This is a genomic window from Afifella pfennigii DSM 17143, from assembly GCF_000688515.1.
Classification (GTDB): Bacteria; Pseudomonadota; Alphaproteobacteria; order Rhizobiales; family Afifellaceae; genus Afifella; species Afifella pfennigii.
In genome coordinates this window covers 1-17,382 of sequence record NZ_JHZK01000045.1, presented here as the reverse complement: position 1 = coordinate 17,382, position 17,382 = coordinate 1, and the positions used below count along the sequence as shown (strand labels likewise).

13 protein-coding genes and 1 tRNA gene are annotated in these 17,382 nt (G+C 64.6%); all 14 read right to left on the bottom strand.

What is annotated here, in order from left to right:
* The coding region (locus tag Q331_RS0118565) for a GTP-binding protein (protein WP_026381895.1) at positions 1–560 on the bottom strand (560 nt) is incomplete at its 3' end.
* A gap of 41 nt (positions 561–601) precedes the next feature.
* Positions 602–2,692, bottom strand: a complete 2,091-nt coding sequence (fusA, locus tag Q331_RS0118560; protein WP_026381894.1) for an elongation factor G — start codon at positions 2,690–2,692, stop codon at positions 602–604.
* Between the two features lie 22 nt (positions 2,693–2,714).
* The gene (gene rpsG, locus Q331_RS0118555; protein ID WP_026381893.1) at positions 2,715–3,185 is read right to left on the bottom strand and encodes a 30S ribosomal protein S7; all 471 of its coding nucleotides are present in this window, start codon (positions 3,183–3,185) and stop codon (positions 2,715–2,717) included.
* Positions 3,186–3,197: 12 nt separating this feature from the next.
* Positions 3,198–3,569: a 30S ribosomal protein S12 gene (rpsL, locus tag Q331_RS0118550; protein ID WP_026381892.1), complete on the bottom strand. Its 372-nt coding sequence runs from the start codon at positions 3,567–3,569 to the stop codon at positions 3,198–3,200.
* Between the two features lie 984 nt (positions 3,570–4,553).
* Positions 4,554–8,777: a DNA-directed RNA polymerase subunit beta' gene (gene rpoC, locus Q331_RS0118545; RefSeq protein WP_026381891.1), complete on the bottom strand. Its 4,224-nt coding sequence runs from the start codon at positions 8,775–8,777 to the stop codon at positions 4,554–4,556.
* 95 nt (positions 8,778–8,872) lie between these two features.
* Entirely contained in the window at positions 8,873–13,027 is a 4,155-nt protein-coding gene (rpoB, locus tag Q331_RS0118540) for a DNA-directed RNA polymerase subunit beta (RefSeq protein ID WP_026381890.1), read from the bottom strand.
* Between the two features lie 191 nt (positions 13,028–13,218).
* Entirely contained in the window at positions 13,219–13,602 is a 384-nt protein-coding gene (gene rplL / locus Q331_RS0118535; protein WP_026381889.1) for a 50S ribosomal protein L7/L12, read from the bottom strand.
* A gap of 51 nt (positions 13,603–13,653) precedes the next feature.
* Entirely contained in the window at positions 13,654–14,172 is a 519-nt protein-coding gene (gene rplJ / locus Q331_RS0118530; protein ID WP_026381888.1) for a 50S ribosomal protein L10, read from the bottom strand.
* Positions 14,173–14,511: 339 nt separating this feature from the next.
* A complete protein-coding gene (gene rplA / locus Q331_RS0118525; RefSeq protein WP_026381887.1) occupies positions 14,512–15,210 on the bottom strand; it encodes a 50S ribosomal protein L1 in 699 nt (232 codons plus the stop codon).
* Between the two features lie 4 nt (positions 15,211–15,214).
* Positions 15,215–15,643, bottom strand: coding sequence for a 50S ribosomal protein L11 (gene rplK, locus Q331_RS0118520; RefSeq protein WP_026381886.1), 429 nt, complete (start codon positions 15,641–15,643; stop codon positions 15,215–15,217).
* 166 nt (positions 15,644–15,809) lie between these two features.
* Positions 15,810–16,340 carry a transcription termination/antitermination protein NusG gene (nusG, locus tag Q331_RS0118515; RefSeq protein ID WP_026381885.1) on the bottom strand — a complete coding sequence of 177 codons (531 nt, stop codon included), beginning with the start codon at positions 16,338–16,340 and terminating at the stop codon, positions 15,810–15,812.
* 38 nt (positions 16,341–16,378) lie between these two features.
* Entirely contained in the window at positions 16,379–16,576 is a 198-nt protein-coding gene (gene secE / locus Q331_RS0118510) for a preprotein translocase subunit SecE (RefSeq protein WP_026381884.1), read from the bottom strand.
* Between the two features lie 124 nt (positions 16,577–16,700).
* Positions 16,701–16,776: transfer RNA gene (locus Q331_RS0118505), tRNA-Trp, on the bottom strand.
* A gap of 165 nt (positions 16,777–16,941) precedes the next feature.
* On the bottom strand, positions 16,942–17,382 hold a 441-nt coding region (locus Q331_RS0118500; protein ID WP_026380995.1), incomplete at its 5' end, for an EF-Tu C-terminal domain-related protein.

The following is a 17,382-nucleotide window of genomic DNA, read 5'->3' as shown; positions in this document are numbered from 1 at the left end:
CGCACCGAATCCTCGCCCATCGCCTGGTCGCCGCCCTCAAGCGCCACCAGCGCCGAGCCCTTGATCACGGGAATGTCGTCGCCCGGGAACTCGTAGGACGACAGAAGCTCGCGAACCTCAAGCTCCACAAGCTCAAGCAGCTCCTCGTCATCCACCTGATCGCACTTGTTCATGTAAACGACCAGCGCCGGAACGCCCACCTGACGCGCCAGAAGAATGTGCTCGCGCGTCTGCGGCATCGGGCCGTCCGCCGCCGAGACAACCAGGATCGCGCCGTCCATCTGCGCCGCGCCCGTGATCATGTTCTTCACGTAGTCCGCATGGCCCGGGCAATCCACATGCGCGTAGTGACGATTCTCCGTCTCGTACTCAACATGCGCCGTGGAAATGGTGATGCCGCGCGCCTTCTCCTCCGGCGCCGCGTCGATCTGGTCATACGCCTTAAACTCGCCGAAGAACTTCGTGATCGCCGCCGTCAGCGTCGTCTTGCCATGGTCAACGTGACCAATGGTCCCGATGTTGCAATGCGGCTTCGTGCGCGAAAACTTCTCTTTTGCCATCAGCTCTCTCCGTCTGACTTCTCAACCTGTTTCAGAAGAAATCAGGCGTATTTCGATTGAATTTCCTGGGCGACCTGGCTCGGCACCGGCGAATAATGGTCGAACTGCATCGTGTACTGCGCCCGCCCTTGGGTCATGGAGCGCAGCGTGTTGACGTAGCCGAACATATTGGCGAGCGGCACCATGGCGTTGACGACGGTGGCGTTGCCCCGCATCTCCTGACCTTGCACCTGGCCGCGCCTGGAATTGAGGTCGCCGATGACGGACCCGGTGTAATCGTCCGGCGTCACCACTTCGACCTTCATCACCGGCTCCAGTAGCACGGGCTTCGCCTTCTGGGCGCCCTCGCGGAACGCGGCCCGCGCGGCGATCTCAAAGGCGAGCACCGAAGAATCGACGTCGTGATACGCGCCGTCGAGCAGCGTCGCCTTGATGTCGACCATCGGGAAGCCGGCCAGAACGCCGCTGCCGAGGACGCTTTCCAGGCCCTTCTGCACGCCCGGAATGTACTCCTTGGGCACGTTGCCGCCGACGATCTTGGAATCGAAGGCAAAGCCCCCGCCCGCCTCCAGCGGCTCAAACAGGATCTTGACGCGCGCGAACTGACCGGAGCCGCCGGTCTGCTTCTTATGCGTGTAATCGATCTCTGCCTGCTGGGTGATCGTCTCGCGGTAGGCGACCTGCGGCTGGCCGACATTGGCCACCACCTTGAACTCCCGCTTCATCCGGTCGACCAGGATGTCGAGATGCAATTCACCCATCCCGGCGATGATCGTTTGCCCCGATTCCTCATCCGTCTTGACGCGGAAGGACGGATCCTCCTGGGCGAGCCGGTTAAGGGCGATGCCCATCTTCTCCTGGTCCGCCTTGGAGCTCGGCTCGATCGCGATCTCGATCACCGGCTCGGGAAACTCCATCCGCTCCAGGATCACCGGCTTGTTCGCCTCGCAAAGCGTGTCGCCCGTCGTGGTATCCTTGAGGCCCACAAGCGCGACGATGTCGCCGGCAAAGGCCTCCTTGATCTCTTCGCGGTTGTTGGAGTGCATGAGCAGCATGCGGCCGATGCGCTCGCGCTTGTCCTTCACCGTGTTCATCAGGCTGACGCCCGATTCCAGCTTGCCGGAATAGATGCGCGCGAAGGTGAGCGAGCCGACGAACGGGTCGTTCATAACCTTGAAGGCGAGCATGGAAAGCGGCTCGTCGTCGGAAGACACGCGCCTGATCTCTTCGCCGGACTTCGGGTCGATGCCGCGGATGGAGGGCACCTCCACCGGGCTCGGCAGATAATCCACGACCGCGTCCAGCAAAAGCTGCACGCCCTTGTTCTTGAAGGCGGAGCCGGCCAGCACCGGGAAGAACTGCACGCTGCAGGTTCCCTTGCGGATGAGCTTGCGCAGCGTATCATTGTCGGGCTGGTTGCCCTCCAGATAAGCCTCCATGGCGGCGTCATCGAGCTCCACCACGGTCTCAATGAGCTTCTCGCGCCATTCCTCGGCCTGCGCCTGCATCTCCTCGGGGATGTCGAGCGTGTCCCATTGCGCGCCGAGCGTCTCGTCGCGCCAGATGCGGGCATTCATCTCGATGAGATCGATCACGCCGCGAAAATCGCTTTCCGCGCCGACCGGCAACTGCAGCACCAGCGGCTGCGCGCCGAGACGGTCGTCGATCATCTCCACGCAACGGAAGAAGTCGGCTCCGATCTTGTCCATCTTGTTGACGAAGATCATGCGCGGGACTTTGTACTTGTCCGCCTGCCGCCAGACCGTCTCCGTCTGCGGCTCCACGCCCGCATTGGCATCGAGCAGCGCGATGGCGCCGTCGAGCACGCGCAGCGAGCGCTCCACCTCGATGGTGAAGTCGACATGGCCCGGCGTGTCGATGATGTTGAGGCGGCGCTTCTTGCCGTCGCGCCCCTCCCAGAAGGTGGTGGTGGCGGCGGAGGTGATGGTGATGCCGCGCTCCTGCTCCTGCTCCATCCAGTCCATGGTGGCGGCGCCCTCATGGACCTCGCCCATCTTATGGGACTTGCCGGTGTAGAAGAGGATCCGCTCCGTCGTGGTGGTCTTGCCGGCATCGATGTGGGCCATGATGCCGAAGTTGCGGTAATCCTCGATCTTATAGTCGCGGGGCATGGGAAATCTCGTCGCTCTGCTGTTACCAGCGGTAATGCGAGAAGGCGCGGTTGGCTTCCGCCATCCGGTGCGTGTCTTCGCGCTTCTTCACGGCGTTGCCGCGATTGTTGGCCGCGTCCATGAGTTCGCCCGACAGGCGCTCCTGCATGGTGCGTTCGTTGCGCCCGCGCGCCGCCGAGATCAGCCAGCGGATGGCGAGCGCCTGACGCCGGTCGACCCGCACCTCCACGGGAACCTGGTAGGTGGCGCCACCGACGCGGCGCGAACGCACCTCCACATGCGGCATCACGTTGTCGAGCGCCTGATGGAACACCGCCACCGGGTCCTGGCGCAGGCGGACCTCCACCGAATCCAGCGCCCCGTAGACGATCGCCTCGGCGACGGACTTCTTGCCGTCATACATGACGGAATTCATGAACTTGGAGATCACCCGATCGCCGTACTTCGGATCGGGATTGATCTCACGCTTTTCGGCCCGCCGGCGTCGCGACATCGCCCTGTCTCCTTACTTCGGCCGCTTGGCGCCGTACTTGGAACGGCGCTGGCGACGATCCTTGACGCCCTGGGTATCGAGGACGCCGCGCAGAATGTGGTAGCGCACGCCCGGCAGGTCCTTCACGCGCCCGCCGCGGATCATCACCACGGAGTGCTCCTGAAGGTTATGGCCCTCGCCCGGGATGTAGCCGACGACTTCGTAGCCATTCGTCAGGCGCACCTTGGCGACCTTACGCAGCGCCGAGTTCGGCTTCTTCGGCGTCGTGGTGTAGACGCGCGTGCACACGCCGCGCTTCTGCGGATTGGCCTCCAGCGCCGGCACTTTGTTGCGCCGCGGCTTGTCGTGGCGCGGCTTGCGGATGAGCTGGTTGATCGTCGGCATAAAGAATGTCCGGCTTCCCGTGTCCTCAAGAACTCTCAAGCGCGACGAAAATCGCACCGCGCGGCCATTCGCCTGCGGTGCCCAGAAACAGAGGATCACGGGAATTGCCCCGCAATCATGATCCGACTTCGATCGCATTCAAACCCGGACAGCGTTTAAGCCTTGAAGTCCCGCGCTATGGACGCACGAAACAGGGCTTGGCTTACCGCCTGCCCGCTGGGTTGCCGTCATCTAGACGTGGAGGGGTTTGCCGTCAACCCCGACCGTTAAGGTTTTCTGAGCGGAGCCCCGCGTCAGCGGGCAAAACAGGCATCGCGCACGCTTCTGTGCGCCCTGAAGCGATGCCGGGACCCTCGCGGCGATGCCAATCGCCGATCTCCTGCGGGTCGAGAATCGCTTCGTGAATCGGTTTGCCCGTTTCGCGCCTTGCCAATCTCGGCGCCGGCAGGGCGGCCGGCAAACGATGGGGGATGGCGCAAATGAAAAAAGGCCGGCTTGGCCGGCCTCTTCTCAAAACTCTGCAATGCCACTCTCGCGGTGGCCGAGCCTCAGCTCAGATAAGGTATCGCCGCGAGCGTGGCGTAGCCGAGGGTCAGTCCGATAAACAGGATCGTCCGTTTGACAAGATATCCAGCCATTGTGTTCCGTCGTGGTTGGTCCCCTCGGCGTCAGTAACGACGAGCGGGAAAAAAGGTTCATCCCTTTGGGATAAAAAACTCTCGACCGGTGGCCGCGGTCGGCGGCAAGGCGCATGGGTCATGCTCCTCTAGCCGAGCCGGAAGGCCGTACAAGCGATTTTTCGTTGAAGTTATGTCGGCAAGGTAAACCGCCGGCGCCTTCGCGCGGCGCTGTGCCCGCGCCGCCACACCTGACCCAGCACGGGGCGCGGCACGGGGCGGTCCGTCGCCTCTGCGGGGAGACGAAAAACGCCCCGGCCGTGGTGCGGCCGGGGCGTCGTTTTCCTCTGTGCTGATTCGGGCGAGCCTACTCGCTGGCCTCGACCGCCTCCGTCTCTCCGCCCTCTTCGCTCATATCGACGAGAGCGGCGCTCGCTGCGAGTTCGGCGCGCTTGCGCTCCTCCTCGGCGATGAGCTCGTCGCGCCGCGTCGCGATCTGACGCAGCCGGCTGATCGTGCCGCCGGTGCCGGCCGGAATGAGACGCCCGACGATGACGTTCTCTTTCAGCCCCTCCAGCGTGTCGATCTTGCCGTTGACCGCTGCGTCCGTGAGCACCCGCGTCGTCTCCTGGAAGGAGGCGGCGGAAATGAAGGAGCGGGTCTGCAGGCTCGCCTTGGTGATGCCTAGCAGCACCGGCACGGCTTCTGCCTGCTTCTTGCCCTCTTCCTTCATACGCTCATTGATGGCGTCGAACTCGATGCGGTCGATCTGCTCGCCGGAGATGAGGTCGGTGTCGCCCTGGACGGTGACCTCCACCTTCTGCAGCATCTGCCGGACGATGACCTCGATATGCTTGTCGTTGATAAGCACGCCCTGCAGCCGGTAGACCTCCTGGATCTCGTTGACGAGATAGGCCGCAAGCTCCTCCACGCCCTTGATGGCCAGGATGTCGTGGGGCGCCGGCAGGCCGTCCAGGATGAAGTCGCCCTTCTCGATGACGTCGCCTTCCTGCAGATGGAAGGGGCGGCCCTTCGGGATGAGGTACTCCATCGGCTCGCCTTCGCCGTCGATCGGCTCGATGACGATGCGCCGCTTGTTCTTGTAGTCGCGGCCGAAGCGCACCGTGCCCGCATTCTCCGCGATGATGGCGTGGTCCTTCGGGCGCCTGGCCTCGAAGAGCTCCGCCACCCGCGGCAGACCGCCGGTGATGTCGCGCGTCTTGGCGCTTTCCAGCGGGATACGCGCCAGGACGTCGCCGGGCGCCACCTCGTCGCCAGGCTCCACCGAGAGGATGGCGTCGACGGAGAGCTGATAGCGCGCGTCGCCGCCACGCTCCAGCTTCGCCGGCTTGCCGTCCTTGCCCTCGATGACGAGGGCCGGCTTCAGGTTCGCCCCGCGCGGGCTCGCCCGCCAATCGACGACGACACGCTTGGTGATGCCGGTCGATTCGTCGGCCGTCTCGGTGACCGAGGCGCCCTCCACCATGTCCTCGAAGGCGACCTTGCCGCCCACCTCCGTCATGATCGGACGGGTATAGGGATCCCATTCGGCGATGCGCTGGCCGCGCTTGATGGCGTCGCCCTGGTCGACGAAGAGGCGCGAGCCGTAGGGCACGCGGTGGCTGGCCCGCTCCTTGCCCTTCTCGTCGATGATGGCGACCTGCATGTTGCGGCCCATGGCGATCAGCCGGCCCTCGGAGTTGCGCACGATCGACCGGTTGTGGATCTGCACCGTGCCCTCGAAGGTGGCCTCGATGAAGGACTGATCGACCACCTGCGCCGTGCCGCCGATATGGAAGGTACGCATGGTGAGCTGGGTACCCGGCTCGCCGATCGACTGCGCCGCGATGACGCCGACCGCCTCGCCCATGTTGACGGGCGTGCCGCGGGCGAGATCGCGCCCGTAGCACTTGCCGCAGACGCCGTACTTGGTCTCGCAGGTGAGCACGGAGCGGATCAGCACCGACTGCACGCCGGCCGCCTCGATCGCCTCCACGTCGCGCTCCCCGATGAGCTCGCCCGCCGCCACGATGGTCTCGCCGCTCGCCGGATCGGTGACGTCCTCGGCCGTCGTGCGACCCAGGATGCGCTGGCCGAGCGTGGCCACCACCTGGCCGGCATCGACGATCGCCTGCATGGTAAGGCCGTTCTCCGAGCCGCAATCGGTCTCGGTGATGATGCAGTCCTGCGCCACGTCGACGAGGCGGCGCGTCAGATAGCCGGAATTGGCCGTCTTCAGCGCCGTATCGGCGAGGCCCTTACGGGCGCCGTGGGTGGAGTTGAAGTACTCCAGGACCGACAGCCCCTCCTTGAAGTTGGAGATGATCGGGCTCTCGATGATCTCGCCGGACGGCTTGGCCATCAGGCCGCGCATGCCGGCGAGCTGCTTCATCTGCGCCGGCGAGCCGCGGGCGCCCGAATGGCTCATCATGTAGATGGAGTTGATCGGCCTTTGCCGCTTGGTCTCCTCGTCGAACTCCACCGCCTGGATGCGGTTCATCATCTCGTCGGCGACCTTGTCCGTGCACTTGGCCCAGGCGTCGACGACCTTGTTGTACTTCTCGCCCTGGGTGATGAGCCCGTCATTGTACTGCTGCTCGTATTCGGCCGCGAGCTGGCGGGTTTCTTCCACCAGCTTCGTCTTCGCGTCCGGAATGACCATGTCGTCCTTGCCGAACGAGATGCCGGCGCGCGCCGCCTGGGTGAAGCCGAGCTGCATGATCCGGTCGCAGAAGATCACCGTCTCCTTCTGCCCGGTATGGCGGTAGACGGTATCGATCATCCGGCTGATTTCCTTCTTGGTCATCAGCTTGTTGCAGATGTCGAACGGGATCGCGCCATGCTTGGGCAGAAGCTCGCCGATGAGCATGCGCCCGGGCGTGGTTTCGTAGATCTTGGAGGTCGGATTGCCCTCCGTGTCGACGCCCTTGTAGCGACCCTTGATCTTGGCGTGCATCGTCACCGCGCCGACTTCCAGCGCGTGATGCAGCTCCGAGATGGAGCCGAACAGCATGCCCTCGCCCGGCTCGTTGTCCTGGATGAGCGACAGATAGTAGAGGCCGAGCACGATATCCTGCGAGGGCACGATGATCGGCTGACCGTTGGCCGGGTGCAGGATGTTGTTGGTCGACATCATCAGGACGCGCGCCTCAAGCTGCGCCTCCAGCGACAAGGGCACGTGCACCGCCATCTGGTCGCCGTCGAAATCGGCGTTGAAGGCCGCGCAGACGAGCGGATGCAGCTGGATCGCCTTGCCTTCCACCAGCACCGGCTCGAAGGCCTGGATGCCGAGGCGGTGCAGCGTCGGGGCGCGGTTGAGCAGCACCGGATGCTCGCGGATCACCTCGTCGAGGATGTCCCAGACTTCCGGTTTTTCCTTCTCCACGAGCTTCTTGGCCTGCTTGACGGTCGCCGAATAGCCCTTGGCGTCGAGCCGCGAATAGATGAACGGCTTGAACAGCTCCAGCGCCATCTTCTTCGGCAGGCCGCATTGATGCAGCTTCAGCTCCGGCCCGACCACGATGACGGAGCGGCCGGAATAGTCGACGCGCTTGCCGAGCAGGTTCTGGCGGAAGCGGCCCTGCTTGCCCTTCAGCATGTCGGAGAGCGACTTCAGCGGACGCTTGTTGGTGCCGGTGATGACGCGCCCGCGCCGGCCGTTGTCGAACAGCGCATCGACCGATTCCTGCAGCATCCGCTTCTCGTTGCGGATGATGATGTCGGGCGCGCGCAGCTCGATCAGCCGTTTCAGCCGGTTGTTGCGGTTGATGACGCGGCGATAGAGATCGTTGAGGTCGGAGGTGGCGAAGCGGCCGCCGTCGAGCGGCACCAGCGGGCGCAGATCCGGCGGGATCACCGGCACCACGGTCATCACCATCCATTCCGGCCGGTTGCCGGAGGCGATGAAGGCCTCGATCACCTTCAGCCGCTTGGCGAGCTTCTTCGGCTTCAGTTCCGTCGTCGCCTCGGCGATCTCCTGGCGCAGGCGCACCGCCTCCGCCTCAAGGTCGATCGCCATCAAGAGCTCGCGCACCGCTTCGGCGCCGATCAGGGCGGTGAAGCTGTCGGCGCCGTACTGGTCCTGCGCCTCCAGATACTCGTCCTCCGTCAGGAGCTGCTTGTCGCCGAGCGGCGTGATGCCGGGCTCCACGACGATGTAGTTCTCAAAATAGAGGACGCGCTCGATGTCCTTCAGCGTCATGTCGAGCATCAGGCCGATGCGCGACGGCAGCGACTTCAGGAACCAGATATGGGCGACCGGCGCGGCCAGCTCGATATGGCCCATGCGCTCGCGGCGCACGCGCGCCAGGGTCACCTCCACGCCGCACTTCTCGCAGATGATGCCCTTGTACTTCATCCGCTTGTACTTGCCGCACAGGCACTCGTAATCCTTGATCGGCCCGAAGATGCGGGCGCAGAACAGCCCGTCCCGCTCCGGCTTGAAGGTGCGGTAGTTGATGGTCTCCGGCTTCTTGATCTCGCCGTAGGACCAGGACAGGATCTTTTCGGGGCTCGCCAGCGAGATGCGGATCTGGTCGAAGGTCTGCTGCTGAGCCTGGGGGCTGAAGATGTTCATGACCTCTTGGTTCATCGGGTCATTCTCCTTGCCTTAGGTTGCGGGCGCCGGGGGCGGGCGCCGCGCCGCGCTGAGCGCGGCAGGTTTCGTGGGCTCCTCGGGGACGCCGCCTATTCGGCGGCATCCTTGTCGTAGTTCTGCGGCAATGCGCGTCCCTTCTCCGAATCCTCAAGGTCGATGGAAAGACCGAGCGAGCGCATTTCCTTCACCAGGACGTTGAAGCTCTCCGGAATACCGGCCTCGAAGGTGTCGTCGCCTCTGACGATGGCCTCGTAGACCTTGGTGCGGCCGGCGACGTCGTCCGATTTCACCGTCAGCATCTCCTGCAAGGTATAGGCCGCGCCGTAGGCTTCCAGGGCCCAGACCTCCATCTCGCCGAAGCGCTGGCCGCCGAACTGCGCCTTGCCGCCCAGCGGCTGCTGGGTGACGAGCGAGTACGGGCCGATCGAGCGGGCATGGATCTTGTCGTCGACGAGATGGTGCAGCTTCAGCATGTAGATGTAGCCCACTGTCACCTCGCGGTCGAAGGCCTCGCCGGTCTTGCCGTCGAACAGCCGCGCCTGGCCGCTCTCGTTGAGGCCGGCCTGTTCCAGAAGCTCCACGATATGGTGCTCCTTGGCGCCGTCGAAGACAGGCGTGGCGATCGGCACGCCGGCCGTCAGCTGCTCGCCGAGCCGCACGACGGAATCCTCGTCGAAGGCGTTCACCGGCTCGTTCTTCTCGTTGTCGCCGTAGAGCTCCGTCAGCCGCCCGCGCAGCGGCTCCACATCGCCGCTGTCGCGATAGGCCTCGACGAGTTCGCCGATCTTCTTGCCGAGATTGGCGCAGGCCCAGCCCAGATGCGTCTCCAGAATCTGGCCGACATTCATCCGGCTCGGCACGCCGAGCGGATTGAGCACGATATCGACATGCGTGCCGTCCTCCAGGAAGGGCATGTCCTCGATCGGCACGATCTTGGACACCACGCCCTTGTTGCCGTGGCGGCCGGCCATCTTGTCGCCGGGCTGAATCTTGCGCTTCACCGCGACGAAGACCTTGACCATCTTCATCACGCCGGGAGGCAGCTCGTCGCCGCGCTGCAGCTTCTCCACCTTGTCGATGAAGCGGCTTTCCAGGCGCTTGCGGCTTTCGTCGTACTGCGCCTTCAGGCCCTCGATGTCCTGCATCTTCTTGTCGTCGGAGACGGCGAACAGCCACCACTGCGAGCGCGGATATTCCGCCATCGTCTCGTCGGTGATCTCAGAGCCCTTCTTGAAGCCCTTCGGTCCGGCCGCGCCCTTCTCGCCGCGCAGCATGTCGGCGAGCCGCCCATAGATGTTGCGGTCCAGAATCGACTGCTCGTCGTCGCGGTCCTTGGCCAGGCGCTCGATCTCCTCGCGCTCGATCGCCATGGCGCGCTCGTCCTTCTCCACCCCGTGGCGGTTGAAGACGCGCACCTCCACGATCGTGCCATAGGCGCCCGGCGGCATGCGCAGCGAGGTGTCGCGCACATCCGACGCCTTCTCGCCGAAGATGGCGCGCAGGAGCTTTTCCTCCGGCGTCATCGGGCTTTCGCCCTTCGGCGTGATCTTGCCGACCAGGATGTCGCCTGGCTGCACCTCCGCGCCGATATAGACGATGCCCGCCTCGTCGAGGTTTCTGAGCGCCTCTTCCGACACGTTCGGGATGTCGCGCGTGATCTCCTCCGGCCCGAGCTTGGTGTCGCGGGCCATCACCTCGAATTCCTCGATATGGATGGAGGTGAAGACGTCGTCGCGAACGATACGCTCCGACAGCAGGATGGAATCCTCGAAGTTGTAGCCGTTCCACGGCATGAAGGCGACGAGCACGTTCCGCCCCAGCGCCAGATCGCCGATATCGGTGGAGGGACCGTCGGCGATCACCTCGCCCTTGGCCACCTGCTCGCCCACCTTCACCAGCGGGCGCTGGGTGATGCAGGTGTTCTGGTTGGAGCGCTGGAACTTCTGCAGCCGGTAGATGTCGACGCCCGACTTGGAGGCGTCGATCTCTTCCGTTGCCCGGATGACGATACGGGTCGCGTCCACCTGGTCGACGACGCCGGTACGCCGTGCCGCGATCGCCGCGCCGGAATCGCGCGCCACGATCGGCTCCATGCCGGTCCCGACGAGCGGCGCCTCGGCGCGCACCAGCGGCACCGCCTGGCGCTGCATGTTGGAGCCCATCAGCGCGCGGTTGGCGTCGTCGTTCTCCAGGAACGGGATCAGCGCCGCGGCGACGGAGACGAGCTGCTTGGGCGACACGTCCATCAGGTCGACCTTGTCGCGCGAGACCATCGACACGTCGCCGCCATGGCGGCAGGTGACGAGCTCGTTGACGAACCGGCCTTCCTCGTCGAGCTGGGCGTTGGCCTGGGCGACGGTGTATTTCGCCTCTTCCATGGCCGACAGATAGACGACCTCGTCGCTCACCCGCCCGTCGACGATCTTGCGGTAGGGGCTCTCGATGAAGCCGTATTTGTTCACCCGCGCGAAGGTGGCGAGCGAATTGATGAGGCCGATATTCGGCCCTTCCGGCGTCTCGATCGGACAGATGCGCCCGTAATGCGTCGGATGCACGTCGCGCACCTCAAAGCCCGCCCGCTCGCGCGTCAGGCCGCCCGGGCCGAGCGCGGACAGGCGCCGCTTGTGGGTAATCTCCGACAAGGGGTTGGTCTGGTCCATGAACTGTGAAAGCTGCGAGGAGCCGAAGAACTCGCGCACCGCGGCCGCGGCCGGCTTGGCGTTGATGAGATCCTGCGGCATCACCGTATCGATCTCCACCGAGGACATGCGCTCCTTGATGGCGCGCTCCATCCTGAGCAAGCCGATGCGGTACTGGTTCTCCATCAATTCGCCGACGGAACGCACTCGCCGGTTGCCGAGATTGTCGATGTCGTCGATCTCGCCGCGCCCGTCCCTCAGATCGAGAAGCGTGCGGATGACCGCCAAAATGTCCTCGCGGCGCAGGACGCGCACCGTGTCGTCCGCCTCAAGGTCGAGACGCATGTTCATCTTCACCCGGCCGACGGCCGACAGGTCGTAGCGCTCCGGATCGAAGAACAGCGAATGGAACATCGCCTCCGCCGTCTCGATCGTCGGCGGCTCGCCCGGACGCATCACCCGGTAGATGTCGAAGAGCGCGTCTTCGCGGCTCTCGTTCTTGTCGGCCGCCAGCGTGTTGCGCATATAGGCGCCGACATTGACGTGATCGATCTCCAGGACCGGCAGCTCGTTCAGGCCGATCTCGGCGAACTGCGCCAGCATCTTGTCGGAGATTTCCTCGCCCGCCTCGGCGTAGATCTCGCCCGTCTCGTAATTGACGATATCCTCCGCGAGATAGCGGCCGATCAGCTGTTCCTCGGCGATGGCGAGCGCCTTGACGCCCTTCTCGGCGAGCTGCTTGGCAAGGCGCGCGGTGATTTTCTTGCCCGCCTCCACGACGATCTCGCCGCTTTCGGCGTCGACGTAATCCTGTTCCGCCTTGGTGCCGCGCAGCTTCTCCGCGTCGAAGGGCAGGATCCAGCCATCGCCCTGCCGCGTCACGGTGATGTGATCGTAGAAGGTCGACAGGATCTCCTCGCCGTCCATGCCGAGCGCCATCAGCAGCGAGGTGACCGGGATCTTGCGTCGCCGGTCGATGCGGGCATGCACGATGTCCTTGGCGTCGAACTCGATGTCGAGCCAGGAACCGCGATAGGGGATGATGCGCGCGGCGAACAACAGCTTGCCGGAGGAATGCGTCTTGCCCTTGTCGTGGTCGAAGAAGACGCCCGGCGAGCGGTGCATCTGCGAGACGATGACGCGCTCCGTGCCGTTGATGATGAAGGTGCCGTTGTCCGTCATCAGCGGCATGTCGCCCATATAGACGTCCTGCTCCTTGATATCCTTGACGGATTTGGCGCCGGTATCCTCGTCGACATCGAACACGATGAGGCGCAGCGTCACCTTCAGGGGCGCCGCATAGGTCATGTCGCGCTGGCGGCACTCCTCCGTGTCGTATTTCGGCGGCTCGAATTCGTAGCGCACGAATTCCAGCATCGCCGCGCCGGAGAAGTCGGTGATCGGAAACACCGACTTGAACACCGCCTGCAGGCCTTCGTCGCCACGCCCGCCCTTCGGCTCCTCCACCATGAGGAACTGATCGTAGGAGGATTTTTGCACCTCGATAAGGTTGGGCATCTCCGCCGCTTCGGTGATATGACCGAAGAACTTACGGATGCGGCGGCGGCCCGAAAAGCTGGCGTTTTGAACGGCTTGATTGGCCATGGATTTCCTCGTCCTCGCTCGCAGCGGATGGGGTGGAGCGCCAAGGCTCCCTCATCCGACCCTGTCCCGAATGGCTGTCTGGAACGTCGCCCCGAGGGGCGGCCTTCGAGAAAGCCGCAAGGGCGGCCCCGTTCTGCGGGGCCGCCCGGTTCGCCTGACGCGGATTGTCGTCCTCCGCGACATGAAGCTCCTTACTTCAGCTCGACGGTCGCGCCGGCTTCCTCGAGCTTCTTCTTGATCTCCTCGGCCTCGTCCTTGGCCACGCCTTCCTTCACCGGCTTGGGCGCGCCCTCGACCAGATCCTTCGCCTCCTTCAGTCCGAGGCCGGTGACGGCGCGGACTTCCTTGATGACGTTGATCTTCTTGTCGCCGGCGGCGGTCAGGACCACGTCGAAGGAATCCTTCTCCTCCTCCGCGGCCGCCTCGCCGCCACCGCCGGCGGCGGCACCCGCCGCGATGGCGACCGGTGCGGCGGCCGACACGCCCCACTTCTCTTCCAGCATCTTGGAGAGCTCGGCGGCCTCCAGGACGGTGAGGTTGGACAATTCGTCCGCAATCTTCTCAAGATCAGCCATTTCGTCTTTTCCTTGTCGGTTCGAACCTAGTTCATCTCTTCAAGGTCGGCCTTACGCCGCCTCGTCCTTCTGTCCATATGCTCCGAAGACCCGCGCGAGCTGTCCGGCGGGGGCCTGCATGACCCCGGCGATGCGCGTCGCCGGCGTGTTGATCATGCCGACCAGCTTGGCGCGCAGCTCATCCAGCGACGGCAGCTTGGCAAGCGCCTCCACGCCGTCCTTGTCCAGGTTGGTCGCGCCCATGGCGCCGCCGAGAATGACGAATTTGTCCTTCGCCTTGGCGAAGTCGGCGGCGACCTTGGGGGCGGCGACGGGATCGTCCGAATAGGCGATGACCGTCGGGCCCTGGAACAGATCGCTGATATGCTCGGCGTCCGTGCCCTTCAGAGCGAGCTTGACGAGGCGGTTCTTGACCACCTTGAGGCTACCCCCCGCCTCCTTCATGCGGACCCTCAGATCCGTCATGTCGGCGACGGAAAGGCCGGAATAGTGGGCAACCACGACAACGTTGGTGTTGGCGAACACCTCGTTGAGCGTGGTGACCATTTCGCGCTTTTCAGCTCTATCCACTGCCTCTTCCTCATCTGCCTCCCCGCCGGTGGCGCGGGAGACGGCTTCGCTTCTGCCGCCCTTGCCGGCCTTGGCCGGTTGTGGGCGGCGGTGAACGCCTGTCCCCCTGCCCTCCTTCAAGAAGGCGCGGGCCCCGGCACAAGCCGGGGGCTGAGGTTCGAACCGTCCATGCCCGGCCTCAGCCGGGATATCGGGCTCCTCACCGTCTCATGCAGGCCCTTGGCGCGAGGCCTGAGCTTAAGAGGATTAAATTCCTCACCTGCAATCTCGGACAGGTCGGCCGCCGTTCCTGGCGGCCTTTCCGGCCGGATCGCTCCGGCCGAAACTCGTATCTCTATCTCAACTCGCCGACAGCGAGCCGAGATCCACTTTCACGCCCGGCCCCTGCGTGGAGGCGACCGTCACGCGCTTCAGATAGGCGCCCTTGGCGCCCGACGGCTTGGCGCGGTTCACCGCGTCGGTGAAGGCGCGCAGGTTCTCCAGCAGCGCATCCTCGCTGAAGGAGGCCTTGCCGATGCCGGCATGGATGATGCCGGCCTTCTCCACGCGAAACTCCACCGAGCCGCCCTTGGCATCCTTCACCGCCTTGGTGACATCCATCGTCACCGTGCCGACCTTCGGGTTCGGCATCATGCCGCGCGGCCCCAGGATCTTACCCAGGCGCCCCACCAGCGGCATCATGTCGGGCGTGGCGATCACCCGGTCGAAGTTGATCTGCCCATTCTGGACCTGTTCCATCAGGTCCTCCGCCCCAACGACGTCGGCGCCGGCGGCCTTGGCCTCGTCCGCCTTCTCGCCACGCGCGAAGACGGCGACGCGCACCGTGCGGCCGGTTCCGTTCGGCAGCGACACGACGCCGCGCACCATCTGATCGGCATGGCGCGGATCGACGCCGAGATTCATCGCCACCTCGACCGTCTCGTCGAATTTGGCCTTCGCCCGTCCCTTGACAAGGCGAACCGCCTCTTCCGCGGAGTAAAGCTTCATCCGCTCAATGCCTTCGCGGATGTCCTTCATGCGCTTTGTGACCTTTGCCATGACCTTACCCCACCACCTCAAGACCCATGGAGCGGGCGGAGCCCTCCACCATGCGCATGGCGGCTTCCACGCTGCCGGCGTTGAGGTCCTTCATCTTCTGCTCGGCGATCTCCTGGACCTGCGCGCGCGTCACCTTACCCGCCGAATCGCGGCCGGGGGCCTGCGAGCCCTTCTGCAGCTTGGCCGCCTTCTTCAGGAAGAACGCCACCGGCGGCGTTTTCATGGCGAAGGTGAAGGATTTGTCGGCGAAGATGGTGATCACCACCGGCACCGGCGCGCCCTTCTCCATTTCCTGCGATGCGGCGTTGAAAGCCTTGCAGAACTCCATGATGTTGAGCCCGCGCTGACCCAGCGCCGGCCCGATGGGCGGCGACGGATTGGCCGCGCCCGCCGGCACCTGAAGCTTCAGGTAGCCCGTAATCTTCTTTGCCATCTCTCACTCCGTTTCTGCCGCATCGGGACCAGCCCCGGCGCGGCGCGGCGCGTTTCGTGGTGCGGCCTTGTCGGGCGATCTGGCGCTCGCCCAGGCCTTCCACGTCTGCGGCGGAGGGCACGCCGTCCTCCGCCTCCGGCCGGCGTTTCGCCCAACCGGCTCCGGGTCAGAGCTTTTCCACCTGCCCGTATTCCAGTTCCACGGGCGTTGCCCGTCCGAAAATCGACACGGCCACCTTGAGGCGGGCGCGCTCCTCGTCGACCTCCTCCACATTGCCCTCGAAGGAGGCGAAGGGGCCGTCGGCGACGCGGATGCGCTCGCCGATCTCGAAATGCACCGAGGGCTTGGGCCGCTCCACGCCTTCCTGGACCTGCGCCATGATGCGCTCGGCCTCCGAATCGGGAATCGGCACCGGCCTGTTGTCGGCTCCGAGAAAGCCCGTCACTTTCGGTGTGTTCTTGATGAGATGGAACGCCTCGTCGGTCATATCCATCCGCACCAGCACATAGCCCGGGAAGAACTTGCGCTCCGCGTCCACCTTGCGGCCGCGGCGCACCTCGACCACCTTCTCCTTGGGTACGAGAATCTCCTCGATCAGGTGATCGAGGCCGGCGGCGGCCGCCTTCTCGCGGATCGCCTCGGCCACCTTGTTCTCGAAATTCGAGTAGGCGTGGACGATATACCAGCGTTTCGCCATCAATCTCTGCCTTACGGGGCTCTCTAGCCTTGCCGGGCTCAGCCGGCAGCGCCGAGCAACAGGCCGACGCCCCAGCTCATGATCTGATCGGCGACGAAGAAAAACACCGCCGCCAGGAACACCATCACGAACACCATGACCGTCGTGATCAAAGTCTCGCGGCGGGTCGGCCAAGTGACCTTACCGACCTCCGTGCGCACCTGCTGTAGGAACTGAAAAGGGTTTGTTTTCGCCATGCCGCCGAATTGGAAGGCGCGCGATCCGCCCGACCGCGCGCCTTCGAACCTTCTAGTTAGTCAGTTTCTCTTCCCGACGCAAGCCCTCTCGGGCATCGCATCGCTGCCGGCCGAGGCCGGAATCTGGCAGGGGCGGAGGGACTCGAACCCCCGACCACCGGTTTTGGAGACCGGTGCTCTACCAGCTGAGCTACACCCCTAATCTTTCACCCGCGATGTAGCGGTGGCGTGGCGGCCAGGCAAGTCGAAACTCGCCGCCTTGATGTCGCCCCGCGCCTTCCCGCTCGCCGCCGGCCATCCGCTGCCGGAGGCGGCGCTGCCGGTGGCGTGCCGTTTTGCTCGCCGCCGGCCTCGCCCATCCTAAACTACTCGATGATGGAAGAGACGATGCCTGCGCCGACGGTGCGTCCGCCCTCGCGGATGGCAAAGCGCAGCTTCTCCTCCATGGCGATCGGCACGATCAGTTCCACCGTCATTTCCACGTTGTCGCCCGGCATCACCATCTCCGTGCCTTCCGGAAGATGCACCACGCCGGTCACGTCCGTCGTGCGGAAATAGAACTGCGGACGGTAGTTGGTGAAGAACGGCGTGTGCCGTCCGCCCTCCTCCTTCGTCAGGATGTAGGCTTCCGCCTTGAACTTGGTGTGCGGCGTCACCGAGCCCGGCTTGCACAGAACCTGCCCGCGCTCCACGCCCTCGCGGTCCACGCCGCGAAGAAGCGCCCCGATATTGTCGCCCGCCTGCCCCGAATCCAGCAGCTTGCGGAACATCTCAACGCCCGTCACCGTCGTCTTCTTGGTGTCGCG